We start from the raw sequence: 24,719 nt of genomic DNA on the forward strand, positions 1-24,719 counted from the left end.
CCCCAAAAAGTAAACCGGCGCTTTAGGCGCCGGTTCCTTTTTTCTTATCCGCCAAAATCGTCGAGCATGATGTCTTCGCGATCCACGCCCAGATCCAGCAACATGTTGATGACCGACTGGTTCATGATTGGCGGGCCGCACATGTAGTATTCGCAGTCTTCCGGCGCCGGGTGGTTCTTGAGGTATTCCTCGTACAGAACATTGTGGATGAAGCCGGTGTAACCTTTCCAGTCATCCTCGGGCTGCGCGTCGGACAACGCGACATGCCATTCGAAATTCGGGAATTCCGCGGCAAGCTGGTCGAAGTCCTCGACAAAGAACATCTCTTTCTTGGAACGCGCACCGTACCAGAAGGTGATCTTGCGATCCTTGTTCTTCAAACGCTTGAGCTGGTCGAAGATGTGGCTGCGCATCGGCGCCATGCCGGCACCGCCGCCGATGAAGACCATCTCTTTGTTGGTCTCGCGTGCGAAGAACTCACCGAACGGACCCGAGATCGTGACCTTGTCACCCGGTTTCAGGTTGAAGATATACGAGGACATCTGGCCCGGCGGGATACCTTCCGAGCCCGGAGGCGGTGAAGCGACCCGGACGTTTAGCATTATCATGCCCTTTTCGTCCGGATAGTTGGCCATCGAATAGGCACGCTCGATCGGTTCGTTCACCACGGACTTGTATTGCCACAGATTGAAGCGATCCCAATCTTCGCGGTACTCCTCTTCGACATCGAAATCGGTATAGGCCAGCTGGTGTGCAGGCGCTTCGATCTGGATGTAGCCACCGGCGCGAAAGTTGACGTCTTCGCCTTCAGGCAGGTCCAGCGTCAGCGCCTTGATGAAGGTCGCCACGTTCTCGTTCGAACGAACGGTGCATTCCCACTTCTTGACGCCGAAGACCTCTTCGGGAACTTCGATGTTCATGTCCTGCTTGACCGCCACCTGACAGGACAGGCGGTCGCCACAGGCGGCCTCGCGCTTGGTGATATGGCTTTCCTCGGTCGGCAGGATCGAGCCGCCACCCGAGTGCACCCGAACGCGGCATTGGGCGCAAGTGCCACCACCGCCGCAGGCGGACGGGACGAAGAGTTTCTCGGCCGCAAGCGTCTGAAGCAACTTGCCGCCTGCAGGAACCGAAATTGTTTTCTCACCGTTGATGGTGATGTTGACGTTTCCGGTCGACACCAGTTTGGACCGGGCGGCCATGATGATCGCCACCAATGCCAGAACGATCAGCGTGAAAAGGATGACGCCTAAGCTAAACGTTTCCATCGGCCCCTCCTTACAGTTTCACGCCCGAGAAGGACATGAAGGCCATCGCCATCAGTCCCGCGGTGATGAAGGTGATCCCCAGACCCTGAAGGCCATCGGGAATGTCCGAGTATTTCAGTTTTTCCCGAACGCCCGCCATCGCGGTGATTGCCAGCGCCCAGCCAAAGCCGGAAGACAGACCATAGGTCGCGGCTTCGGCAAAGTTATAGTCGCGCTCCACCATAAACAGCGAACCACCCAGGATGGCGCAGTTCACCGTGATCAGCGGCAGGAAGATCCCCAGCGCGTTGTAGAGCGGAGGGAAATACTTATCCAGGATCATCTCGAGTATCTGAACCATCGCTGCGATCACGCCGATATACGAGATCAGGCCAAGGAAGGTCAGGTCCACATCCGGGAAGCCGGCCCATGCCAACGCACCCGGTTTCAACAGGTAGTTCAGCAGCAGGTTGTTGGTCGGCACAGTGATCGCCTGCACCAGCATCACCGAGATACCCAGACCCAGCGCGGTCGAAATCTTCTTGGACACGGCGATGAATGTACACATGCCGAGGAAGAAGCTGAGCGCAAGGTTTTCAACAAAGATGGCCTTTACGGCCAGAGAGATGAGCCCTTCCATCAGTGCGCCTCTACCTGCTGGATTTTGTATTCACGCTCTTCCACCTGGTTCGGCTTCCATGTGCGGAATGCCCAGATGATCAGACCGATGATGAAGAACGCCGAGGGCGGCAGCAGCAGCATGCCGTTGGGCACGTACCAGCCGCCATTGTTCACGGTCTCGAGGATTGTCACACCGAACAGGGATCCCGCTCCGAACAATTCGCGAATAAAGCCGACCAGCAGCAGGATCAGGCCGTAGCCCATTCCGTTGCCCATGCCGTCGATAAACGACGCAACCGGTGGGTTCTTCATCGCAAACGCCTCGGCGCGTCCCATCACGATACAGTTGGTGATGATCAGGCCAACGAAGACCGACAGGGTTTTCGAAATCTCAAAAGCGTAGGCCTTGAGAATCTGATCCACCAGGATCACCAGCGAGGCGATGATCACCATCTGCACGATGATCCGGATCGAACCCGGGATCTGGTTGCGCAGGCACGAGATGAAGAAGGACGAGAACGAGGTCACAAAGATCACTGCCAGCGCCATCACGATGGACACTTGCAGCGAAGAGGTCACCGCAAGCGCCGAACAGATGCCCAACACCTGCAGCGTGATCGGGTTGTTGTCGACAAGCGGGTCGACCAGCATCTCTTTCTTGGTCTGAGACATCAGAATTCTCCTGCTTGCAGTTTGGCCAGGAACGGAGCGTAGCCCGCGTCGCCCATCCAGAATTTCACCAGGTTATCGACACCGACCGAGGTCAGCGTGGCGCCGGCCAACGCATCGACATAGAATTCGGGTCCGGCGGCGGGTTGCGTTTTGGCGACGGTAATCTGAAGATCGCCGGCATCGTCACGCAGTTTCTTTCCGCTCCACAGTGCTTTCCAGCGCGGGTTGTCCACCTCGGCCCCAAGGCCGGGGGTTTCGCCATGCTGATAGAACTGCAGGCCGAAGATATCGTTGCCGTTGTTTTCCAGCGCGATAAAGCCATATAGCGTGGACCACAGGCCATAGCCGTGCAGTGGCAGGATCACTTTGTCCAGATCACCAGCGTCGTCGCGCAGCAGATAGATCACGCGGTACTTGGACTTGCGGCCAATGCCCGCTGGATCATCATCGAGTGCCACGCTCAGCTCAGGATCGCTGGCTGCGGCAATATCGTCGAACGTCGCCGGGTCGAATTGGTCATCGACGAATTCGCCAGTGGTCAGTTCCAATACGTGTGGCTCGAACGCTGCGAAGGCTTCGGTTACGTCGATGCCGGGTTCATAGACACCGGCCACCTGCAATACGTTGACCTGCTTGTCCTTTAGCGCGTTGGCCTCCTGCACCGGGCGCAGGCTAACCGCAGCGGCGGACACGATCATCGACGCGACGAGGCAGACGGCGACGGCGATAAAGATCGTCTTGCCGACGGAATCCGGCGAAGCCGCCAGAAACTTGGCAATCGCGCCTTTGGGTTCCGGGGATTGCGTATCAGACATGGCGACGCGCCCTCCGTTTGATGTTTGCCTGCACGACGAAATAGTCGATCAGCGGTGCGAAGACGTTGCCGAACAGAATGGCCAGCATCATGCCTTCGGGGAAGGCCGGGTTCACCACACGGATCAACACAACCATGACACCGATCAGCGCGCCGTAGATGTAGCGGCCCATGTTGGTGTGGCTGGCGGAAACCGGTTCAGTCACCATGAAAGCCAGACCAAAGGCGTAGCCACCCAATACAACATGCCAGTACCAAGGCATCGCGAACATCGGGTTGGTATCTGATCCGATCAGGTTCAGCAGCCAGGTAAACACGATTGTCCCGGCCAGACAGCCGACGATCAGGCGATAGTTGGCAATCTTGGTGATCAGCAGGAAGGCAAGACCGATGATACAGGCCAATGTCGAGGTCTCACCAAAGCTGCCCTGAATGGTACCATAGAAGGCGTTCCACCATGTGATGCCGTCGGCGGCCAGCGCCTGATATCCATCTGCTGCCGAAACAGCCAGTGCGGTTGCGCCCGAGAATCCGTCAACAGGTGTCCATATCGCATCGCCCGACATTTGTGCCGGATAGGCGAAATACAGAAAGGCACGACCCACAAGCGCGGGATTGAGGAAGTTCTTGCCGGTGCCGCCGAACACCTCTTTGCCGATCACTACCCCGAAGATGATGCCCAAAGCGACCTGCCACAGGGGCGTGGTCGCAGGCATTATCAGCGTGTAAAGCATTGAGGTAACAAGAAAACCCTCGTTCACTTCATGGCCGCGCACGGTGGCAAAGATAACCTCGAAGATACCGCCTGCGACAAGCGTGACGATGTAGATCGGCAGAAAGTACAGCAACCCGTGCACCACGTTCGCAAAGATACTGGACGGGTCCAGAGAAATGCCGAACAACTGCAAAAGTGCGATCCGCCAGCCGGTGGCCGAGTCCGGACCCAGCGTGGCAATGGCCGAATTGGCCTGATAGCCGGTGTTCCACATCCCCCACAAGATACAGGGGATCGTCGCGATCACGACGTAAGTCATGATCCGCTTCATATCCACATAAGACCGCGCGTGGGGGGCGACAGTGGTTACGGTTTTCGGAGTATAGATGAAACTTTCCACCATCTCGTAGATGGGGAAAAACTTCTCGTACTTGCCGCCCTTGGTAAAGTTCGGCTCGATCCGGTCAAAGAAGTTGCGCAAACCCATTCGGATCAGCCCTCCTTTTCAATCTTGGTCAGGCAGTCGCGCAGCGCCAACCCGTATTCATATTTCGCCGGGCAGGCAAAGCCGACAAGGCCCAGATCCTCTTCGTCCAACTCCAGCGCACCCAGCGCTTGTGCCGTGTCGGTGTCCATCACCAGCAGCGCGCGCAGCAACTGCGTCGGCAGGTAATCCTGCGGCATCAGCTCCTCGAACGTGCCGGTGGGCACCATCGCCCGGCGGCCACCATTCAGGTTACTGGTGAAAGCAAACAGTTTCTTGGCAAAGGCCGAGCCCAGAACCGGCTGCACGGCGTATTTCGATGGCATCGGACGAATCCAGCCCATCGGGATCTGGTCGGGGTCCTCGCGAATGATGGTGATCTGGCGCGCAAAACGCCCCAAATACGCGGTCGGTCCTTCTGCATGCTGCCCGGACAGGACCGATCCCGAAATAATGCGCGCCGTCCCGTCAATATTGACCTCATGACGGGTCAGATCCTCGGTCGAGGCCCCCATAACGGTTCGGATCAGGCGCGGCTGCCGGGCACCCGGCCCTGTCAGGCCGATCACGATGTTCGGATCCAGATGCCCGGATTGCATCAGGCGACCAATGGCGATTACGTCCTGATAGCCGACGGTCCAGACCTGCTTATCTCCGGCCAGAGGCTCAAGAAAATGGATATGCGTACCTGCCAGCCCTGCAGGATGAGGGCCGGAAAACCCGGCTGTTTCGACACCCGGCAGATCGGCACCGAGGATCGAGGCACCGTCCTTCTGGCAGAGATAGGTCTTGCCATCCGTCAATTGCGACACGGCAGCTAGACCCGCTGCGAATGCCTCACCGGCATCAGCGATAATCAGGGCTGCATCAGGCGCCAGCGGATCGGTGTCCATGGCAGTGACGAAGATCGAAGCTGGTTTACTACCGGGTTCCGGCATTTTCGAGTACGGTCGGGTCCGGAAAGCCGTCCACAAACCGGCGGCACAGAGTTTTGCGGTAACGCCTTCGGCACTGCCCGCATCGCCGGTGCCCGAGAAATCGACGCCTGGGTCATTGGCGTCGGAAACTTCGATCACAACGCTTTGCAACACGCGGCGGGCGCCGCGATTGATCGCGACGACCTTGCCGGTAAGGGGCGCGACCATCATAGCGTCCGGTGCATCCTTGTGACAGAACAGCGGAGTGCCGCGCTGAACCTCGTCGCCTTCCTGCACCAGCATCCGGGGTTTCAGGCCGATGTAATCACCGCCCAATACGGCCACCGTGGAAAACTCCGGTCCTGGCTGGATGGTCTGATCGGGTGCGCCTTCTATCGGCAGGTCCAACCCTTTTTTCAGTTTGAAAGTTTGCATGTGGCTACGTTCTTCCAAGCTTTTTTCCTGCGCCCGCTGATTGCGACGTCCCGTTAGGGGTCATCCAATAGCTTGGCTTTTTTCGGCAACGGTCGCAAAAGCGGCGAAAACCGTCCAAAATCCGTAGGCGTTATTCCGATTACGGCTCCTTTACGCGGGGATGGGGCCAAACGCAAACCTGTTACCGCAGAAACTGGTGGCCGATCAGCATTTTTTCTATGGATATGCCGCGATTCCGGGCTGTTTGACCACACTCATTTGCCGGTCGCACCCAATGGCTATCCGGTGTAAGCAGCCAAAATGGAAAATGCCGATGAACAAGAGATATTCCTGATTGCCACACCAGGGCTCGAAGCGCCTTTGTTCGCCGAAACCGTCCAAAACGGATTCGCCGCTGCGCGGATCGTTCCTGGCGGTGTCGTTTGCCGGGGAAGCTGGCCTGAAGTCTGGCGGGCAAACCTTGTGCTACGGGGGGCCAACAAGGTTCTTGTTCGTCTGGGCAGTTTTCCGGCCGTGCATCTTGCGCAGCTTGATAAGCGCGCCCGCAAGTTTCCCTGGGCCGGCGTGTTGCGCCCCGACATCCCGATCAAAGTAGAGGCGACCAGCCGAAAATCACGCATCTACCATGCCGGGGCTGCGCGTCAGCGCGTGGAAAAAGCCATAGCTGAGACGCTCGGCGCTCCCATCTCGTCCGATGCCACATTGCGCGTCCTGCTGCGAATCGAAAAGGACATCTGCACGTTCTCGGTCGACAGTTCGGGCGAGCCTTTGCACAAACGAGGTCACAAATCCGCGGTGGCCAAGGCACCGATGCGCGAGACCATGGCGGCGATGTTCCTGCGTGAGTGCGGGTTCGATGGAACCGAACCTGTTCTGGATCCCATGTGCGGCTCGGGTACATTTGTGATCGAAGCGGCCGAGATTGCGTCCGGCTTGGTTCCCGGCCGGTCTCGCCACTTCGCCTTCGAAGATCTTGTGACGTTTGACGAGCAGGGCTGGCAGGACATGCGGCGCAACGCAATCGCGAATTCGACAGACCTTAAATTCTGGGGGTCGGATCGGAATGCAGGCGCCGTCGAGGCATCGTCGACCAACGCCTCGCGGGCGGGTGTTGCGGAGTTTACGCGTTTTCAGCAACGTTCAGTCAGTGATCTGAAACCGCCAGTGGGACCGCCGGGCCTGGTCATGGCCAATCCGCCCTATGGCGCGCGGATCGGCGACGAAAAACGCTTGCGCTCGCTTTATGGCAGCCTCGGAAAGGTTCTGATGAGCCGTTTCCACGGCTGGCGCGTCGGGATTGTCACCAACAATAACGCACTGGCCCGCGCGACACGGCTGCCCTTGCTGCCTCCCGGCCCGGTTGTTGATCACGGGGGCACAAAAATCCGTTTGTACCGAACTGACCCCTTGCCCTGATCAAGGTCCGGCCCAGAACACAGATCTGACCGCTAACCGGAAGTGGATCGGGGTGTGGCCTTCGATTCAGACTGGGGGCAAACGCGCCCTGGATCACGCATCGCGCTGAGCGATCCAGTCATGATCAGGATCGTTTTTGAAGCGCCATTTACGCAGCGGTCCGGCCATGACGTTCAGATAATACATCTCGTACCCGTAAGGCGCCCCACATGGATGGTGACCGCGTGGGACAAGCACGACATCGCCATCCTTGACCGCCATGGTTTCGTCCAGGCTGCCATCTTCGGAATAGACCCGTTGAATCCCAAAGCCCTGCGCGGGGTTCAGCCGGTGGTAATAAGTTTCCTCCAGATAGGTCATGTTGGGAAAGTCATCCTCGTCATGACGATGGCTGGGATATGATGACCAGTTGCCATCCGGTGTAAACACCTCGGTCACCAGCAGGCTGTCGGCCACATCACGACCCTCCATGGCGATATTGTTGATATAGCGCATGTTTTGACCGGTTCCGCGGGGGGTCAGCTCGATACCCTCCGGCCCGAGACACCTGGCCGGGTAGTTGCCCTTGCCCGGCGCGCTGCACACGGCCAGGACGCATCGTGTGGTGGCAGTCGCGGACCACGCATTTTCATTCGGGACATACGCGCAGTGCGGCGGTGTCTTTTCAAACACGCTCATCCGCCCGCCCATTTCTCCAAAATCCAAACTGTCGCAGGACAGTTTCGCCTTGCCTTCGACCAAGACCAGAATGACCTCGCGGTCACCGGTCGCCTCGGACACGGTTTCGCCCGGTTCAAGATGATAAAGGCCAAATCCGACATAGCTCCAATCAGGACTCTGCGACCCTTTTGCGTTGGCCGCGGTGATGTCATGCACTTTGCCTGTGGACGACGTTGGTTTCCGCAGCAGATCAGTCATCCGAGTTCTCCGGTTTGTAAGTCAGCAACAGAGCGTAGACGCACCACGCCCCTACCCCTCCAAACACAAGCGCCCATACCGGAGCGCCAATTAATAATTCAAGTACCGCCCAACCCAGACAGGCCACAACCAAGGCGACCCGCACCCAGAGCGGTCGAAACCAGGGGTGAGACGTGTCGAACATTGCGATCTCAGCTCCGATCCAACCCGAGGTCGTGGGTGGCTTGTTTCAGCCCGGCCAGCCCCATGGACTGATCGCCAAACGTGTTTTGAACCTCGGGGGCTTCACAGGCTCCGGAATTGCAATGAGCTAAGCAGAACGGCAATCTAGGCGCCGGACCGGTAGCGATCATGAAGGCGTCGGTCTCGTCCACAGATTCCACCTTAGTTCCCATGTGGTGATGATATACCGGATCAAGCTCTTGTTCCCCGCAGTATTGAGCAAACTTTTCGACTTTTTCTCCAAACTCCGCCATCTCATTCGCGCCCGGAACCGGTGCGTTGTCTATGGGTGCATCAAGCGCCTTCGCCAATTTCGCGGATTTCCACACATTGCACGGTTTGCCGCCATTGTGCTTGTTCAGATGCGGCTGAATTGCGGCCTTTTCACCCTCAACCGAATGCGCCAGAAGGTTCAGAGAATGACAGCCCGAAATGAGCTTCAGCCCATGCGCGCCCAACACTTGTTTCAGTGCTTCGAATAGGATCATGTGACTGTCCGACTTAACATCCAGCTCATGTGCGCAAGCGTGTTTGGCATTTCTGGCGGACCTCATTCCGTTCGTCCCTGTCACTGAGATCGTGCACCGTACAGATCCACCAAATAACTGTTAATGGCGATAGAATTGAATGCCCAAACTGCGGTTCGCTCAGAGGATTTCGCTCATCGCAACGACACGACCTTCCGCCACGGACTTCAACGCCGCTTCCGACAGGGCCAGCGCCATCATTCCGTCATAGCCTGATGGCGAAGCGACCGCGCCGTCGCGAATTGTGGCGACAAAAGCCGCGATTTCAGCCGCATAGGCTTCGGTGTAGCGAGTCATGAAGAAATCGTGCAGTGGCGGGCGTGTGTACCCGCTGCCATTTGCGATCTCGATCGAAACAGGTCGTTGGTTTTCAGCCGAGACCATACCTTCGGAGCCGAACACCTCGATCCGCTGGTCATAGCCATAAGTGGCGCGGCGCGAATTCAGGATAGTACATTGCTTTCCCGTTGCGGTTGTCAGAACCACAGTTGCAGTGTCGAAATCATTGTGTTCGGCGACCTTGGGATCGACCAGAACCGAAGCTGTGGCCTGCACCGTCGCGATTTCTTCGTCCAGCAGGAAACGAGCCATGTCGAAATCATGAATCGTCATATCCCGGAAAATACCGCCGGAGACATCGATATATTCGAAAGGAGGCAAACCCGGATCGCGCGAGGTGATGGTGACCTGCTCGACTGCACCGATTTTGCCATCGACGATTGCCTGTTTCACGGCACCGAAATGGGGGTCAAAGCGGCGGTTAAAGCCAAGCATCAGCCGGGCATCGTTTTCCTTAGCAACTGCGAGGCAAGCCTTGACCCTGTCCAGGCTCAGGTCCACCGGCTTCTCACAGAAGATCGCCTTACCGGCTCGCGAGAACTGCTCGATCAGGTCTGCGTGCGTATTGGTGGGCGTACATATTATGACCGCTTCGACGGCTTCATCACCGGCGATTTCATCAATGCTGCAAACCGCGCAACCGTACTGTTCAGCGATAGCCTGCGCAGCCTGCGGATATGCATCCGAGACCGCAACCAGTTCAGCATCGGGGTCGCCTGCAATTGCCTGAGCGTGAACCCTTCCGATCCGTCCAGCACCAAGCAGAGCCATTCTTGTTGTCATTATGAACCTCATCGTTTCACCCGGCGGCGCCGGGACTGATTGTGTGCTTCTTTCATCATGCCCGTCCGGCATACCGAAGACCGCGGATCAGAGTTTGTCTGACGCCAGGTCGATTCGAATCATGACACCACCGCACCAAGATCGGCCACCAAATCGGACAGGATTCAATATCTGTTTCTGACCACGGTCGTATAGCTCAGGACGAATGTGAAGGACATGACGATCTCTGCCTGTTTTGCGGGCGGTCAACAGCAAGAACAACTGTCAGGACCAAATAAACCAAACGGCTATGGCTTCACATCTTCCTGGCGACCGCTGCCTTCGCTCGCATTGAAGTGAAGCATGTCTTCAACAAACAACTCGACGGCCCGCCGGCTCGCATGCGCCAATCGGGTTGCAAGAAAAAAGGTCGAGTTCCAATTCAACCGCTCCGGGGCAAGATCCCTGAGCTTGCCGTTGTGTTCCCAGCTCTGCGCAAAATGCACAGGAAGTGTCCCCAGATAATGACCGGTCTCAATCAGTGCGGCCATTGCCTCCATATTTGCTACGACGGCAGGCAATTCAGAGGTTGCCAGTTCCGGTGAAACGAACATGTCGTAGGAGCGTTGGCAAATCTGGTACCGAGACAAAACTTCCGGGCCGATCTCCTTGTCCGGCGTTTCGAAAAGTGGATGACCGCGCCCGCAATACAGCCGGTGTTCCTCATGGCAAAGTTCGATGTAGTTGAGCTCGGGCACCTGATTTCGGAACGGCGCAACAGCGACGTGCAGGTCGCCAGTGATCAATCGCTGGGTCAGTTCGGTTGGCGAGGCGACCACGATCTCCAACCGAACCTCGTTCGGGCGATCCAGAAATCTCTGCAAAGATTTGGTCAGGTGCAGGTCTGCCAGTGTACTGACCGTATCCACCACTCCAATGCGCAAATCCCCGGTAATGGCGTCGCGCAGTTCCAGCAGCTCTGCATCGAAATCCCGAACGTTTCGCAAAATCTCACCCGCTTTCCTGTATGCAATGTCACCTCGTTCAGTCAGGCGAAAGCCACCCCGTCCTCGCTCGCACACACGGTAGCCGAGCGCTGCTTCCAGATCACGGATTCGTATGCTGATCGCCGACTGGGTGATACCCAACGCATATTGCGCATCCGTGAATCCACCACATTCGACGACAGTCACGAAGGTCTCCAACAACGTATTTCTAAGCAGTTTCAACAGGTATTCGCCCTTTAAGATCTTTCGTTTTAGTTACATGAAAAGTCCTTATGTGAACATAATCAATATGATATTTTTTTGTGTAAATTTCTGTGCTGTCCTGACCCTCGATCTCCAAACCGCAATTGATCAATGGGAGGAAACCAGCATGACATTTACCCTTCGGCACGTAAGAAACTCCGCTGCCGCCACTCTGCTCAGCCTGGCGCCGCTGACCGCAGTGGCCGAAGACTGGAAATTCGCCATCGAAGAGATTCCAGGCTCGATCATGGACGCCTATGCGCAAGAGTTCAAATCGCGCATCGAGGCCGCCACGGATGGCGAAGTGACCGTGACCGTCTATCCGATGGGCACCTTGGGCACGCCGACCGAGACGGTCGAGCAGGCCGCCGATGGCGTCATCCAGTTCACCAATGTCTCGATCGGAAATCTGGGTACCGTTGTGCCTGAAAGTCAGGTCTTTCTGCTTCCCTACCTGCTGCCGTCCGATCCGGCTGCGATCTCGAATATTCTCAGCAGCTCGGAAACCATCTATGGGCCGCTGAACGAAGATTTCCGCAAGCGTGGTCTGGAGGTTCTGACCATGTATTCCGAAGGTCCTCAGGTCTGGACCACAAACCGCGAGATTCGCACGCCCGAAGACTTCGACAACTTCAAGATGCGCGTGATGGTGTCGCCGATCCTATTGGAAACTTACAAGAACATGGGCGCCAGCCCGACACCGCTGCCGTTTGGCGAAGTGTTCGGTGCGCTGCAACTGGGTGCTGTCGACGGTCAGGTCAACCCGATCCCGACCATCGAAGAGATGAAGTTCTACGAAGTCACCAGCCACCTGATCTGGGCTGGTGAGCAAGAGCTTGTCACCACAGTTGTAGCCGGGTCCGACTGGTTCGAAACCCTCAGCCCCGACCGTCAGCAACTGGTGCGTGACACGATGGCCGACATGACCGGCTTCATCGACGGTGTAGTTACCGATTTCAATCAGCAGCGTCTGGACATCATCAAGGAAGCCAAGCCGGATATCGGTCTGGTCGTCCTGAGCGAAGAAGAGCGTGACGCGTTCCGCGAGCGCAGCACCGGCACCTCGGCGGCCTATGTCGAGACCGTCGGCGACCGCGGTCAGGAACTGCTGGACGCGCTGCAGGCGGAACTGTCGGGCAACTGATCCCTCCCCCACCACTTACGCAAAGCTTCCTCACGCGCCCTGCGCGTGAGGCATTCAAAAAAGGGAGGACACCATGCACAGCAGCACTGCCACTCCCTTCGGCTTTCTGGGAAAGATTGACGCCGTCATCGAACGGGTCGAAGTCTGGATCCTGGGCTGGGGGATCATCCTGATGGCCGTCAACACCATCGCCAATGTCTTTGGCCGGTATGTGTTCAACCAGTCCATCTATTTTTCCGAGGAACTGAACGAGTTTCTGATCGTCATCGTTACCTTCATGGGGCTGGGCTATGCCACCCGCAAGGGCATCCACATCCGCATGTCGGCCATCTATGACGCACTGCCGATCAAGATGCGCAAGGGGCTGATGGTGGTGATCGCTGCAACAACTGCCGTCGTCATGGCCGTTCTGGCATGGTACGCGCTTGAGTATGTTCAGAAAGTCGCTTCGCGCGGACGGATCACCCCGGCGCTGCAACTGCCACTCTATTTAACCTATGTCTGGGTGGTTATCGGTCTGGCACTGGCCTCGTTCCAATATCTGCTGACGGCGATCCGAAACCTGAATTTCGCCGAGGAGGAGGTCTACGTCTCCTACCTCGAAGTCGACAGTTACGAAGATCCGGAAACCGCAGCAGCTATCCAACGCTTTGAAGAATCCGCGGAGGCAGACAAATGACCGAGTTGATGCTGGTCGTCATGATCGTCCTGCTGCTGGCAGGTTTCCCGATGAAAATGCCGCTGATCGCGGCGGCGGTGCTGGGATTCCTTGTTTATTTCCCTGACATGAACATGCAGATCCTGATCCAACAGATGATCGGCGGGGTGAAACCCGCCGCGCTGATCGCGGTGCCGATGTTCATCCTGGCCGCCGACATCATCACACGGGGACATTCCGCCAACCGACTGATCGATCTGGTGATGAGCTTCATGGGTCATATCAAGGGCGGGCTGGCGATTTCGGTCACCAGCGCGTGTGCGCTGTTCGGCGCGGTCTGCGGCTCGACCCAGGCCACGGTTGTGGCCATCGGTGGCGCCATGCGGCCCCGGATGCTGAAATCGGGTTACAGCGACAGTTTCTCGATTGGCCTGATCGTAAACGCCGCTGACCTTGCCTATCTGATCCCGCCCTCGATTGGCATGATCATTTATGGTGTGGTGTCAGGCACCTCGATCTCTCAGCTGTTTATTGCTGGCATCCTGCCGGGTCTGCTGATCGTGGTCCTGTTCTCAGCCTATTGCATGGTCTACGCCTATCGCCATGACATACCCGTCTTGCCCCGCGAGGGCTGGGGGCAGAGATTCACAGCCCTGCGAAAGGCACTGTGGCCCATGGGCTTTCCTGCCATCATTGTTGGCGGCATCTATGGCGGCGTCTTCTCACCGACCGAGGCGGCGGCGATCTGTGTGCTCTATGCTGTCGTGCTGGAGGTTGTGATCTTCCGCTCGATTAAGGTTGGTGACCTTTTTGATATTGCCTTGTCCACCGGAGCAATCACCTCGGTCGTCTTCATCCTGATCGCAGCGGGTGCGGCGTTTAGCTGGACGCTCAGCTTTGCTCAGGTGCCACAAACCATCATCGCCGCGCTGGGGCTCGAACAGGCAAGCCCGCTGATGGTGCTGCTTGCCATCAACGTGGCCTTTTTTGTCGGTTGCATGTTCGTGGACTCGATCGTAGTCATCCTGATCCTCGTCCCGATCTTCGCCCCAATGATCAAAGCCAGTGGTTTGGATCCGGTATTGGTCGGCGTCCTGATCACGCTTCAGGTCGCCATCGGAGCGGCCACACCACCTTTCGGCTGCAACCTGTTCACCGCCATCGCCGTCTTCCGCCGCCCCTTTGTCGAGGTCGTGCGCGGCGTGCCCCCGTTTCTTATCATCCTTTTGATTGTGACGGGCTTGCTGGTAGCCTTCCCTCAAATCGCCCTGTTCCTTCCGGAACTGGCCTATCGTTGAACCACAATAAACGGAGAATTCATGTCGGGACATGGTTATGAATCTGGTCGCCTGAACCTGCCCTTCGTCGGCATCTCGACCTTTGGCAAGAAACCCTATGTCGAGAACTGGGACGAAATTGATGCGGATGTCGCGATCCTTGGTGCACCGTTTGACTTTGGTTGCCAGTTCCGATCCGGCGCACGGTTCGGGCCGCGGTCTGTTCGCGAGGCTTCGACCCTGTTCAGCTTTGGACACGCCGGAGCCTATGATCACGAGGATGACGCCACCTATCTCGGCAGTGATGTGCGTATCGTCGATCTGGGCGACGCCGATATCATCCACACCAAGACCGAAGAAAGCCACGCCAACATAGAATACGGCGTCAAAAAGATCCTGGATGCGGGCGCCATCCCGGTCACGATCGGCGGAGACCATTCGGTCAACATCCCCTGCATCAATGCCTATGCCGAGGATTGTGCCCGGAACGGTCCGATCCACGTCGTCCAGATCGACGCCCATCTGGATTTCGTCGATGAACGTCACGGCGTGACGGTCGGACACGGCAATCCGATGCGGCGCGCGATCGAAAAGGACTATGTCTCAGGCATGACGCAGTTGGGGATTCGCAACGTCTCGTCCACCGCGAAAGAGGGCTATGATGATGCCCGCGCGCGCGGCTCGGATATCCTGTCAGTGCGCCAGGTGCGAAAGCTGGGTACTCAAGGCGTTCTGGATCGCATACCGGCAGGCAGCCGCTATTACGTGACAATCGACATTGATGCCTTCTGCCCATCAATTGCCCCGGGCACCGGGACGCCCAGCCATGGTGGGTTCCAGTATTACGACGTACTGGAAATCCTGCAGGGCCTGACCAAACGCGGTGACGTCGTCGGCATTGATCTGGTCGAGGTCGCGCCGGCTTACGACCCTGGCGAGAGCACTCAGATACTGGCCGCGCAGCTATTGTTGAACTTCATCGGGTTCATCTTTCACAATAAGACCTGATCGGGCAAATCCAGCCATCCAAACAAGGCGTTTCGTGCGCCTTGTTTTACTTCCAGAGTTGCATGTGACTATGGGGAACTGCGCTTACTCAGGATTTGAAGGGTCTGCAACATATCATCCAGCCCGTGGCAAGGCTTTACCCCAAGGGCCGTCAGCTCATCCGAAACGTCCACAGGCATATCCGAGTTGGATTTGTCGGCAATCTGGTTCAGTTTACCTCCGATCAAAACGGGCATCACCTGCCTCCGACGGCGAAGCTGGTTCTGAACCTCATGGGCGTAGCCAAGCGCGATTCCGTTATAGGTGCTGACCGCAATTACATCTGCCTCGGCCTCGCAAGCGCTGGCCACAAGTGTTTCGGGGTCCAGCGCAACTCCAGCATCCGTAACCCGCACTCCCAGTCCTTCGAGCGCTTGCCGCACTAGATAAGCCCCATGCTCATGCACATCTGTTGTTCCCAGAACCACGTGTATGCCTTTCAGACCTTCGCTCCGCTGGAGGTTCCTACGAACCCAACCCCGCGCCATTTCATCCAACTCCCGTGCCCAATCCGCCGGGACGAGCGGCCGGTGGTTGGCATCGGTCGGATGCCCCTGCCCCCACAGCGCTTCCATCCGTTTGGCACCCAGCCTGCGAATGGCCAGCATCAGAGCAGCGGGGTCCGAGATGTCGACCCCACGCTCGGCCAGACCAGCCAACGCTGCCCTTGCAAAACCACGCCCACCCCGGACCAGTTTTTGTGCCATGGCATCAACCAACGCACGATCAATCAGTTGTGCGTGGCCCGGAGCGTGTTCCACCAGCCGCGCCGCAAGAGTTTGCGCATCCAGAATCTCATCCACATCCGGAATCCGGATATTTTCCGTGACCGGAACCGGATTGATCGCGTGACCGGTATGAGCATTTGTCAGCGCACAAATATCGGTCAGCAGGTAAATGGCGAGGCTGGCATGATTTGCAGCCGGTTCGCCTTGATAAGCGACCGTGTTGCCAAAGATCATCGTACCCGGCGTTTCAATCTCTTGCGCCAGCGCGGCGTGAAAGGCCGACCGTGTCAGCGGGTCGCAAAAGTGGTGCCCAAAACAAAATGAGGCCCGGGCTCCGATCAGATCTTCGACGATGTACTTTTCGACCAGCATCATGCCAAAGGCACTTGTCACGTCCAGAAACAGTCCCGCAAATCCATCATCCAGATTGGAATGCACCAGAATTTCAACCGGTTGCGCGGCAATCAGCCCAAGCGATGTGACTGTTGCCTCGGTTGTGGCCACGTCGTCGTCCCAGAATGGCAGTCGAAACGTGAAATACTGCCCCAGATTGCCAATGGCTGTCACCCCGGCTGCGATGGCAGCTTTTGTGTTTTCCAAAGCCCCGGGTAACCCAAGCATGAAATCTCCGAAATGCGCGGCGGCGGGGCTGGCATTGGCGATCCGTTCGAAATCCTCGGGTCCGGACAGCACGATGCCGGTACCCCGCCCGGCAGTCGCGCGATGCTCGGGCGGATAGCCCATCGACCAATCCAACGTAATGCCGAAACGGTCGATCTCTAAACCACGCGCCAAGCCCATCTCGTGCAATCGGGTCATCGCGTTCACCGTGCGGTCAATGCTGCGAAATCCGATATGGGCGTGTTGCATGATGCAACCTTTGGCGGCCTGCGCGCGTTTGTACTCTGCTTCGGATTCCACATTCTTGCTGTCCAGAAACAGGTTTCGGCCCAGAGCCCACTCTGCGGCCATGGCTCGGCCCCGCTGCAAAAGTACCGTGCCCGGCACCATCTGCTCGGCAATCAGCTCCGGATCCGATGTCACGAATGCCCCCTTTGGCTGTCTGAGCCCTCCTGTCGAGACAGATCCACTGTTTCACGTCAATGCAATAAGCGTAAACCGCAAAACCAAGCATGGATTATCATCCGAAACGGCTCCTAGTCCGGCGCGGGCTCCACTCGCTGCAACCTCTCGCGAACGGCCAGAACCGAGGAATACGTCGATACGCAATATGGCACGACAAAGGTGAGGGCAATTTTTAGGATCACCCCCGCATCGACGGACCCCGTTAATACCCGGTCTCCGTGATTGATTACTGCCAGTACGGCACCAACAATGAACGCAATTCTAAGCGCCCGCATCACCACGCTGCGTTCGGTGGCAATATTCCAGAACCCTTCGACTTCACCACTGTTGGACATTTTTCGATCCTGACCCCTGGAGCCTTGGTTTTGCGATCACACCGCCGTTCGATAGCAGCTTCACAGAATTGATCCAAGTTTTGGCAGGCAATGTGACTTGATGAAAAATCTCGCCGGTTTTGCTGAGGTGTCGCGTTTTCAGCGCCAACGCTTTGGCACGCCAGACCCCACGTTCGGCCGCCAATGTCGCTTGGATTTCCAGCACGGTTGAAACCCTAAACCGCACAGGAATAGGGAAAATCAGCGAAACTGGTATATACAACTCGAAAATCACGACTGTATGTTTGGGCATCGCCCCGACCATTGTCGGTGCCCTGCCATAGGAGGTGACCCGTGCTGAATATGACGCTCCCCATCCCTCTGATCCTCGCTGCCGCGTTGCCGGCGGTTCTGGAGCGATGTTCCGGAACGGACACGAGTACTGCACTGGGTGTTCTGGCGCGTGACAGGGTGGCACTGACAGCAACGGCCAACGAAATTGTCGTGGACCTGCCCGTTCGCGAAGGGACGTTGGTCAAGGCGGGCGACGTTCTGGTTCAGCTTGACGGTACGCTGCAGACTGCAAAGCTAAATCTGGCGCAGGCAGAGCTTGAGAAGGCAGAGGCCACGCTTCTCAAGCTTCAGGTTGGTCCACGCGTGGAAGAGATCGCAATTGCCGAGGCAAAGGTCGCTGGTGCCGTCGCACGGTTGGTCGATGCCGAAGCCATTTACGACCGAAACTCCAAACTGGTCGAGAATTCCGTCGTTACAGAAGCGCAAGTCGCAAATGATCTGGCCTTGCGGGATTCTGCACGGGCTGAACTGGCCAGTGCGCGGGAGTCTCTGAAGGAACTGCAAAACGGCACACGCCCTGAAGATCTTGCCGTGGCCGAGGCAAATGTCCGGGCTGCGAACGCATTGGTCGAAGCCGAGCAAAACGTGCTCAACGACCTGACCGTGGTTGCAACCCGCGAAGGCGTGCTGGACTCCCTGCCCTGGAACCTTGGCGAACGGGTCACCATGGGCAGCCCGGTTGCTGTCGTGGTTACCGGACAGACGCCTTATGCCCGTGTTTATGTTCCTGAGCCGCATCGCGTGAACATAAAACCGGGTGACAGTCTTGAGGTCCGCGTCGATGGGTTGGATGACCCGCTGGAGGGCATCGTCCGCTGGATCAGCGATGATGCCTCTTTCACCCCATATTACGGGCTGAACAAAGACGACCGGACCCGCCTGGTTTATCTGGCGGAAATCGACCTCCCCGGCGCCTCGCCGGATTTACCGGCCGGAGTCCCGGTGCAGGTCAGGATGCCATGACGGATCTGGTGGTCTCGACGCAAGGTCTGACCCGGCAGTTCGGGGAAAAGACGGCCGTCAATAACCTGGATCTGGAAATCAGAACCGGCCAGATCTACGGGTTCCTCGGGCCCAACGGCTGCGGCAAGACCACAACAATGAGAATGCTGACGGGCTTGCTGACGCCGAGCAGCGGTTCGGTTTCGGTTCTGGGCAAATCGATGCCCGAGGCTGCTGAGCCGCTGAAAAGCGAGATCGGTTACATGACGCAGATCTTTTCGTATTACCGCGACCTGACGGTGATGGAGAACCTTCGGTTTGCAGCCGAGATTTACGGCATTCCCCGGAAAAAAGCCGCACCCCGGATAGATGAACTGCTTCACACTTATGACCTGACCGACAACGTCAATCAGCTAAGCGGCAGCATGAGTGGCGGGCAGCGTCAGAAACTGGCCCTTGCGGCGACGGTCATGCACCACCCGAAGCTGTTGTTTCTCGACGAACCTACTTCGGCCGTTGACCCGGAAACCCGCCGCACTTTTTGGGAGCAGTTGTTCGATCTGGTCGACGACGGCGCAACGATGATCGTGTCCACACATTTCATGGACGAAGCAGAACGGTGTCATCGGCTGGCCATCCTCGAACATGGTGTCAAGAAAGCCGATGGCTCACCCCGGCAGTTGATGGAGGACCTGCAGGCCGTTGTCGTCGAAGTCGAAGGCCCGAACCTGCGAAAGGTCAAGCACGAGCTGGACGGCAAATCCAAGGTTCTGTCGACCGCTCAGGTCGGATCAAGATTGCGGGTCCTGGTCGACAAATCCGAATCCGAACCGGTTGCAATGCTGCAATCGCTTCTCGGTGCGTTTCCGGATCTGTCGCTGACCCCCCAGCGTCCAAATCTCGAGGACGTGTTTGTCAGCGCGACACGAGGGGTGGCGTCATGAATTCTCTGCGCCGCATCACCGCTGTCCTGCGGAAAGAGCTGCTGCAACTGCGCCGCGACAGGATGACTTTCGCGATGGTGATCATGATCCCGCTGATCCAGTTGTTGCTGTTTGGATATGCAATCAACACCAATCTGCGCCACGTCCCGGTTGCCGTTGTCGACCAGGCCAATACGGAGTTGTCCCGAACCCTGGTGCAACTGGTTCAGGCCACGCAAGTTGTGACCGTGACCGAACAGCTCGTAAACCCGCAAGAAGCTGAACAGGCTATCACGGAATCCCGAGTGCGCGCTGCCTTTATTATCCCGCCGGACGTGGACAACCGGATCGCGCGCAGCCCCTCTGTCGGACTGGGTCTTCCTGATGCAACGGACCTGACCAGCAGCCGCCCGGTCGCACATTGGATCGTCGACGGCTCGGATACGATGGTGGCCAGCGCGATCAAATCCCTACGCGTGATGCCATTGACCGAGTTGCTGAAAATGCCACCGAACCGGCAGGTTCCGACATTCGAGGTCACGCTCTATTTCAACCCCGAGCAAAGATCTGCGGTGAATATCGTACCGGGTCTAGTCGGAGTGATCCTGACGATGACGATGATCCTGTTCACCTCGGCCGCGATCGTTCGGGAACGCGAACGAGGAAACATGGAGATGCTAATCAATACACCGATCCGATCGATTGAATTGATGATAGGAAAGATCATCCCTTACATCTTTCTGGGCCTGATACAGGTCGTGATCATTCTTGGCCTCGGGCACGTGCTGTTTGCCGTCCCGATCAATGGCGGGCTCGGAGCACTTTTTGTGGTGACGCTGTTGTTCATTATTGCCAGTCTGTCTCTGGGGTTGGTCATCTCCACCCTGGCCCAGAACCAGCTTCAATCGATGCAGATGACCATTTTCGTGTTGCTGCCTTCGATCCTGATGTCGGGGTTCATGTTCCCGTTCGATGGAATGCCAAAACCCGTACAGATCATCGCTCAGATTCTGCCGGCAACACATTTCATGGACATGATCCGAGGGGTAGTTCTGCGGGACGCGTCCCTTTATGCCCTGCGTTGGGAAATCCTCTGGATGATTGGCTTTGCCGTCTTCGGCTTGCTGGCAGCAACACTCAGATTCAAGAAGCGCCTGGGCTGACCTGCGTGCCATCTGTATTGCATGACTAGCCGATTGCGGTGTTCCCGAGCTCTCGAATTGGAAAGCAACGCCGGATTTCGCGGTCCAAGTCTTCCGGGATGTGCGACGGCGGCGGATTAGACAGAAGCTCGCGCGTACGCGCCCGAGCGCGTTCCAGCAGATCTTTGTCCGGTGCAGCGGCCCACTCTTGCGGGGTGCGCCGGTCCGCAAGCGCGGGGTAGAAATAGTCGCTTTCCATACGGTTCATCGTCTGATCGTGCCCGAGGAAATGCCCCGGCCCGCCGACACACACATCCCGGATGGTTTCCAGTGACAGCGTTTCTTCCGTCACTTCGAAACCGCGTACCGCCCGCATGACCGAACCGATCAAATCATTGTCCAGCACAAAGCTCTCCAATGAGCAGCCCAAAAGTGAGCCGTACATCCCGGCAGCTTCGTAGACAAGATTGGCACCGGCGAGCGCGGCCAGAAGCTCGGTATAGCCTTTCTCATATCCGGCCTGAAAGTCCGGCATCTTGCTATCGGTCATACCTGCGCTCACGGAACAAGGGATGTCGTAGAACCGGGCCATCTGGGCACAGGCCGCCATGAGCAATCCCTGCTCGGCTGATCCACCAGACATGGCGCCCGTTCGCAGATCGCTGACGAAGGGAAGCCCGCCGAACGTGGCCGGATGGCCGGGGTTCAGTAAGTTGACGTATACGATCCCTGCCAGCACCTCGGCCGTTTGTTGTGCAACAGCTCCGGCCAGCGGCGCCGGGCTGGTTGCACCCGCCTGCCCGGCTGATACCAGCTTGAGCGGCATGCCGTGACGCGCGGCACATTCAATCACACCTAACGCCTCTTGGGCGAAAGTGAGCGGCGGAACAATGAAACAGGTCGAAACGCAAAGTGGAGGGCGGGCTCGCAATGCATCCGGGCCACCCATGATGATGGTCATCATTCCAACAGCTTCTTCCATCACTTCGGCTGAACCGAAGGACGTGCCGGTGGGCTTTGCAGTACCTTTGAGACAGGCATAAGCGGTGTTGAGGTCCATCTCACGCGGGTCCGTGATATCCCGCGCCACAACCGTGCGCTGGAACATGTGAACATTGGGCAACTGATCGGCAAGCCTTGCCATGTCGTACAGATCGCGCAGGGTCGTATCGCGGATCTGGCCAGTTTCACTGTCGATGATGTGCACAGCTGCGCCGGAAGTGCCAAAATGAATGCGCGACCCGGAAGGGTCGATGTCATGTTTGTGCTTCAACCCGCACAGTTTGAAACCACGCCCGGCTGTCTTCAACGCCTTGCGCACGAGGATTTCGGGCAACAGCAGCCTTCCGTCGTCCGTCAGGGACCCGCCCGCGGCACAAATCGTATCCACGCAGGTTTGCGTCGCTCCTTTGAGGCCAATCTCTTCGAGAATTCGCATTGCTGTCTGGTCGACCATGGCGAGCTGGGCATCAGTCAGAGGCCGGTATCGCCCGCCTTCAATCCCAGGCCAGATTGCCGTGGTCGGCCCCGAACCGGCCCCCGCAACCCTTGCCTGCCTGCGCGCGGCGCGCCCGCCTGTGCGTTTGCGGTCTGTCATCTGGACATCCTTTGAAAAAACTCTGCAATATCAGCGGCGTGAGGCCAGTCGAGCAACTCTGTGAAGCCTTCGGTCGGGCGGCTAGTCAGGGCAGTAAACTTTTCACCCAACTGCACACTGTTCATTGGGTTTTGCGGCGCGCCGAGCGGATAGGCACAGGTGGTTTCAAGCACATCCCCACCTTCCAAAGTAATGCGCAGGATGTCCGGCTGAGCCGGGTCAAAGTTCAGGGCGCGGTTTCGGGCCGGTTCCGGAATGACGGTCGTAGACTTGATTAGCCGGCGTACCAACGGGTCAAGCCAGAACGCGCGAGCGCTGTCGCCGAGGGTCAGCCCTGCGTTGACCAAAACCTGAGCAACACAAGCAGGGGCTGAAAACAGAGCCTCGTTGCGTGTGGTAGGTGAGTTGAACGGCAGGATTTCAGCGTGAAAATCCGGAAGATACGCCTGAATCGCGATCACCCTATCCAGTCTGCCCGACAGTTTGGGCCGCAACTCCAATGCTGCCGTCATAAGCCGATGCGTGTATCCGCAGGACGGCCAGGGTTTTAAGATCAGGCCATAGTCGTCAATCGCCCAAGGTGACCCCAAGCGGGACAGGGCACGACAAAACCGATCCGGTTCGGGGCTACCCATCAATCCTGCAAATCCCCGTGGATGGTCCAGCACATGGAGCTGCGCCGAAACTCCTTGCGCAGCCAGCAGCGCGGCTTCCAACCCGTTGCGCGCAGCCCACCCCGCCTGAAGCGGTTTGGCACTTGAACCAAATTGCAAGGTATAGCCGGTGGCTTGTGACACGGACAAAGCCATCGCGTGGGCGACCTGTGTTTCTGACAGCTTCAAAAGCCGCGACGCTGCTCCGGCCACACCGATTGCCCCAAGGGTGGCCGTCGAATGAAACCCGCGCGCGTAATGATCCAGCGTCAACGCCTCGCCAAGGCGCATGATGATCTCTGCCCCCACGGCGTAAGCGGCAACAAGTTCAGTGCCACTCGCCGGTTTCAGATGCGCGGCCGCCAGAAGAGCGGGCAATAGAACAACCGTTGGATGCGTGTTTCCCGGCTCCTCCCAATCATCCAGATCCCAGGCGTGGCCGGCCACAGCATTGACCATCGCCGCGTAGGGGGCGTTCAGCCTCTTTGTGTGACCATAAAGTGCAACCGGCCCGGCACCAAATGGCTCCAGCGCAGAACGCACCCGACTGGCAACTTCACTGTCCGCCCCGGCGAGAATGCACCCAAAGCAATCTGCTACGGCTGGCGCGATCACATCGGTCAACTCTGGTCCCGGATCAGCGGAAACAGCAAACCGGGCCAGCCGCTCGGCAGCAGTCACGACACCTTGTCCAGCGCTTCGAGAAACTTGTCCTTTTCCTCAGCATGCATGCGGATGTTGTTTTGCGGATAAGGGAAACTACCGTCCTTTACCGCGCTACCGAAGGCGGACATCGCCGCAGTGCGTTCGCTGCGGATCTGATCGTGCAATCGCTGCAAGTTGCCGAACGCGTGGGCGTGCTTTGGCGGCTTGTCCTCTTCACTGGCCTCCCCGCAGATATCTTTCACAAAGCTGAAGATCGCATCACCCGCATTACCCGAGCCCAGAGAGAACGTGACGATTGAAGTTTTGTCGTTCACCGCCTCCAGCACTTCTTCGGCGATACATTCAGCCTCAACCGCGAAAACGCCCACGTCTTCCATGCGTTTGAGCGTGCGATATATCTCCATCGCCTCGCCCGCCGTGCGGCCCCAACCGCGCAGCCCCCCGCAATAATGGCTGAAGGTCGGGATCAGCCCAATATGCGACTGCACCGGAACGCCCTCCTTGGCCAGGGCCTCCATCACATCGAAGGAGCGCAGGGTGTAATACATGTCCGCGCCCTTTCGCATCATGTCAAAGGCGTGGTCCATGATCTCCTGCGTCGATCCGAACTGCGCCCAGGTGCTGCCGACCCCGGCAAATATGTCCGGCGCGACCTCACGGGTGTGTTCGATATGTTCGTCCCAGACCACCAACAAGTCGATGCCTGCGTCCAAACAGGCCTGAAGCTCGTCCGGGGTAGACGGGTTCGACATCGACAGTTTCCGGCCTGTACCTTTCAGGGCCTTCAAGTCGGCAATCGTGTAATTGCGCACCGCCGGGCGTCGCCCGAAGTCATAGATACGTTTCATA

At 57.7% G+C, this 24,719-nt stretch carries 25 protein-coding genes; 8 read left to right on the plus strand and 17 right to left on the minus strand.

From position 1 onward, the window contains the following. Window positions 1-44: 44 nt before the first annotated feature. Genes nqrF through AC2TDJ_RS10240 form a run of 6 tightly spaced genes read right to left on the minus strand, consistent with a single transcriptional unit; the run spans window position 45 to window position 5,905 of the window. A complete protein-coding gene (gene nqrF, locus AC2TDJ_RS10215) occupies window positions 45-1,268 on the minus strand; it encodes an NADH:ubiquinone reductase (Na(+)-transporting) subunit F (protein WP_480841826.1) in 1,224 nt (407 codons plus the stop codon). Between the two features lie 10 nt (window positions 1,269-1,278). Further along, window positions 1,279-1,887 carry an NADH:ubiquinone reductase (Na(+)-transporting) subunit E gene (nqrE, locus tag AC2TDJ_RS10220; protein WP_170480069.1) on the minus strand — a complete coding sequence of 203 codons (609 nt, stop codon included), beginning with the start codon at window positions 1,885-1,887 and terminating at the stop codon, window positions 1,279-1,281. Continuing rightward, window positions 1,887-2,540 (minus strand): NADH:ubiquinone reductase (Na(+)-transporting) subunit D, encoded by a 654-nt coding sequence (locus AC2TDJ_RS10225; RefSeq protein ID WP_171615090.1) that lies wholly within the window; start codon window positions 2,538-2,540, stop codon window positions 1,887-1,889. Before AC2TDJ_RS10225 ends, nqrE begins: the two co-directional genes overlap by 1 nt. Further along, window positions 2,540-3,355 carry a Na(+)-translocating NADH-quinone reductase subunit C gene (locus AC2TDJ_RS10230; RefSeq protein WP_480841829.1) on the minus strand — a complete coding sequence of 272 codons (816 nt, stop codon included), beginning with the start codon at window positions 3,353-3,355 and terminating at the stop codon, window positions 2,540-2,542. Before AC2TDJ_RS10230 ends, AC2TDJ_RS10225 begins: the two co-directional genes overlap by 1 nt. Continuing rightward, the gene (locus AC2TDJ_RS10235; protein WP_480841830.1) at window positions 3,348-4,556 is read right to left on the minus strand and encodes an NADH:ubiquinone reductase (Na(+)-transporting) subunit B; all 1,209 of its coding nucleotides are present in this window, start codon (window positions 4,554-4,556) and stop codon (window positions 3,348-3,350) included. Before AC2TDJ_RS10235 ends, AC2TDJ_RS10230 begins: the two co-directional genes overlap by 8 nt. Window positions 4,557-4,561: 5 nt before the next feature. Beyond that, window positions 4,562-5,905 (minus strand): Na(+)-translocating NADH-quinone reductase subunit A, encoded by a 1,344-nt coding sequence (locus tag AC2TDJ_RS10240; RefSeq protein ID WP_480841832.1) that lies wholly within the window; start codon window positions 5,903-5,905, stop codon window positions 4,562-4,564. A gap of 300 nt (window positions 5,906-6,205) precedes the next feature. Here AC2TDJ_RS10240 and AC2TDJ_RS10245 point away from each other — a divergent pair, with 300 nt between their 5' ends. Further along, window positions 6,206-7,321: a THUMP domain-containing class I SAM-dependent RNA methyltransferase gene (locus AC2TDJ_RS10245; protein WP_480841834.1), complete on the plus strand. Its 1,116-nt coding sequence runs from the start codon at window positions 6,206-6,208 to the stop codon at window positions 7,319-7,321. A gap of 93 nt (window positions 7,322-7,414) precedes the next feature. On the opposite strand, the gene iolB is transcribed toward AC2TDJ_RS10245, so the two are convergent. The 5 genes from iolB to AC2TDJ_RS10270 form a co-directional block, all read right to left on the minus strand. Further along, window positions 7,415-8,239: a 5-deoxy-glucuronate isomerase gene (iolB, locus tag AC2TDJ_RS10250; RefSeq protein ID WP_480841836.1), complete on the minus strand. Its 825-nt coding sequence runs from the start codon at window positions 8,237-8,239 to the stop codon at window positions 7,415-7,417. Next, on the minus strand, window positions 8,232-8,423 hold the full coding sequence (locus tag AC2TDJ_RS10255; protein WP_480841838.1) for a hypothetical protein: 192 nt from the start codon (window positions 8,421-8,423) through the stop codon (window positions 8,232-8,234). The genes iolB and AC2TDJ_RS10255 overlap by 8 nt, the downstream gene beginning before the upstream one ends. A gap of 7 nt (window positions 8,424-8,430) precedes the next feature. Continuing rightward, window positions 8,431-8,949: an IolE/MocC family protein gene (locus AC2TDJ_RS10260; protein ID WP_480841840.1), complete on the minus strand. Its 519-nt coding sequence runs from the start codon at window positions 8,947-8,949 to the stop codon at window positions 8,431-8,433. 159 nt (window positions 8,950-9,108) lie between these two features. Then, a complete protein-coding gene (gene iolG / locus AC2TDJ_RS10265) occupies window positions 9,109-10,110 on the minus strand; it encodes an inositol 2-dehydrogenase (RefSeq protein WP_480841841.1) in 1,002 nt (333 codons plus the stop codon). Window positions 10,111-10,397: 287 nt separating this feature from the next. After that, on the minus strand, window positions 10,398-11,318 hold the full coding sequence (locus tag AC2TDJ_RS10270) for a LysR family transcriptional regulator (RefSeq protein WP_480841843.1): 921 nt from the start codon (window positions 11,316-11,318) through the stop codon (window positions 10,398-10,400). A gap of 148 nt (window positions 11,319-11,466) precedes the next feature. Between AC2TDJ_RS10270 and AC2TDJ_RS10275 the strand changes: the two genes are divergently transcribed. From AC2TDJ_RS10275 to speB, 4 genes are all read left to right on the plus strand, one after another. Beyond that, entirely contained in the window at window positions 11,467-12,483 is a 1,017-nt protein-coding gene (locus AC2TDJ_RS10275; RefSeq protein WP_480841844.1) for a TRAP transporter substrate-binding protein, read from the plus strand. A 73-nt stretch (window positions 12,484-12,556) separates the two neighbouring features. Beyond that, a complete protein-coding gene (locus tag AC2TDJ_RS10280; protein WP_480841846.1) occupies window positions 12,557-13,162 on the plus strand; it encodes a TRAP transporter small permease in 606 nt (201 codons plus the stop codon). After that, the gene (locus AC2TDJ_RS10285) at window positions 13,159-14,439 is read left to right on the plus strand and encodes a TRAP transporter large permease (protein ID WP_480841848.1); all 1,281 of its coding nucleotides are present in this window, start codon (window positions 13,159-13,161) and stop codon (window positions 14,437-14,439) included. Before AC2TDJ_RS10280 ends, AC2TDJ_RS10285 begins: the two co-directional genes overlap by 4 nt. Window positions 14,440-14,460: 21 nt before the next feature. Continuing rightward, on the plus strand, window positions 14,461-15,426 hold the full coding sequence (gene speB / locus AC2TDJ_RS10290; RefSeq protein ID WP_480841850.1) for an agmatinase: 966 nt from the start codon (window positions 14,461-14,463) through the stop codon (window positions 15,424-15,426). 68 nt (window positions 15,427-15,494) lie between these two features. Here the strand turns inward: speB and AC2TDJ_RS10295 are convergent, their stop codons facing one another. The 3 genes from AC2TDJ_RS10295 to AC2TDJ_RS10305 form a co-directional block, all read right to left on the minus strand. Next, window positions 15,495-17,237: a cobalamin-dependent protein gene (locus tag AC2TDJ_RS10295; RefSeq protein WP_480841852.1), complete on the minus strand. Its 1,743-nt coding sequence runs from the start codon at window positions 17,235-17,237 to the stop codon at window positions 15,495-15,497. Window positions 17,238-17,350: 113 nt separating this feature from the next. Further along, a complete protein-coding gene (nrtS, locus tag AC2TDJ_RS10300) occupies window positions 17,351-17,614 on the minus strand; it encodes a nitrate/nitrite transporter NrtS (RefSeq protein ID WP_480841854.1) in 264 nt (87 codons plus the stop codon). After that, window positions 17,598-17,918: a hypothetical protein gene (locus AC2TDJ_RS10305; protein WP_480841856.1), complete on the minus strand. Its 321-nt coding sequence runs from the start codon at window positions 17,916-17,918 to the stop codon at window positions 17,598-17,600. Before AC2TDJ_RS10305 ends, nrtS begins: the two co-directional genes overlap by 17 nt. Window positions 17,919-17,956: 38 nt before the next feature. Between AC2TDJ_RS10305 and AC2TDJ_RS10310 the strand changes: the two genes are divergently transcribed. Genes AC2TDJ_RS10310 through AC2TDJ_RS10320 form a run of 3 tightly spaced genes read left to right on the plus strand, consistent with a single transcriptional unit; the run spans window position 17,957 to window position 20,975 of the window. Next, window positions 17,957-18,910: an HlyD family secretion protein gene (locus tag AC2TDJ_RS10310; RefSeq protein WP_480842250.1), complete on the plus strand. Its 954-nt coding sequence runs from the start codon at window positions 17,957-17,959 to the stop codon at window positions 18,908-18,910. Then, complete coding sequence (locus AC2TDJ_RS10315; RefSeq protein WP_480841858.1) at window positions 18,907-19,833, plus strand: ABC transporter ATP-binding protein; 927 nt, start codon at window positions 18,907-18,909, stop codon at window positions 19,831-19,833. The genes AC2TDJ_RS10310 and AC2TDJ_RS10315 overlap by 4 nt, the downstream gene beginning before the upstream one ends. Then, window positions 19,830-20,975 (plus strand): ABC transporter permease, encoded by a 1,146-nt coding sequence (locus AC2TDJ_RS10320; protein ID WP_480841860.1) that lies wholly within the window; start codon window positions 19,830-19,832, stop codon window positions 20,973-20,975. Before AC2TDJ_RS10315 ends, AC2TDJ_RS10320 begins: the two co-directional genes overlap by 4 nt. 25 nt (window positions 20,976-21,000) lie before the next feature. Here the strand turns inward: AC2TDJ_RS10320 and AC2TDJ_RS10325 are convergent, their stop codons facing one another. From AC2TDJ_RS10325 to AC2TDJ_RS10335, 3 genes are read right to left on the minus strand one after another with little or no spacing between them, the layout of a single operon-like run. Next, window positions 21,001-22,551: a trimethylamine methyltransferase family protein gene (locus AC2TDJ_RS10325; protein WP_480841862.1), complete on the minus strand. Its 1,551-nt coding sequence runs from the start codon at window positions 22,549-22,551 to the stop codon at window positions 21,001-21,003. After that, entirely contained in the window at window positions 22,548-23,885 is a 1,338-nt protein-coding gene (locus AC2TDJ_RS10330) for an MmgE/PrpD family protein (RefSeq protein ID WP_480841864.1), read from the minus strand. The genes AC2TDJ_RS10325 and AC2TDJ_RS10330 overlap by 4 nt, the downstream gene beginning before the upstream one ends. Further along, window positions 23,882-24,718, minus strand: coding sequence for a 3-methyl-2-oxobutanoate hydroxymethyltransferase (locus AC2TDJ_RS10335; protein ID WP_480841866.1), 837 nt, complete (start codon window positions 24,716-24,718; stop codon window positions 23,882-23,884). The genes AC2TDJ_RS10330 and AC2TDJ_RS10335 overlap by 4 nt, the downstream gene beginning before the upstream one ends. Window position 24,719: the final 1 nt, after the last annotated feature.

It is taken from the genome of Ruegeria sp. HKCCD6647-2, assembly GCF_057221075.1.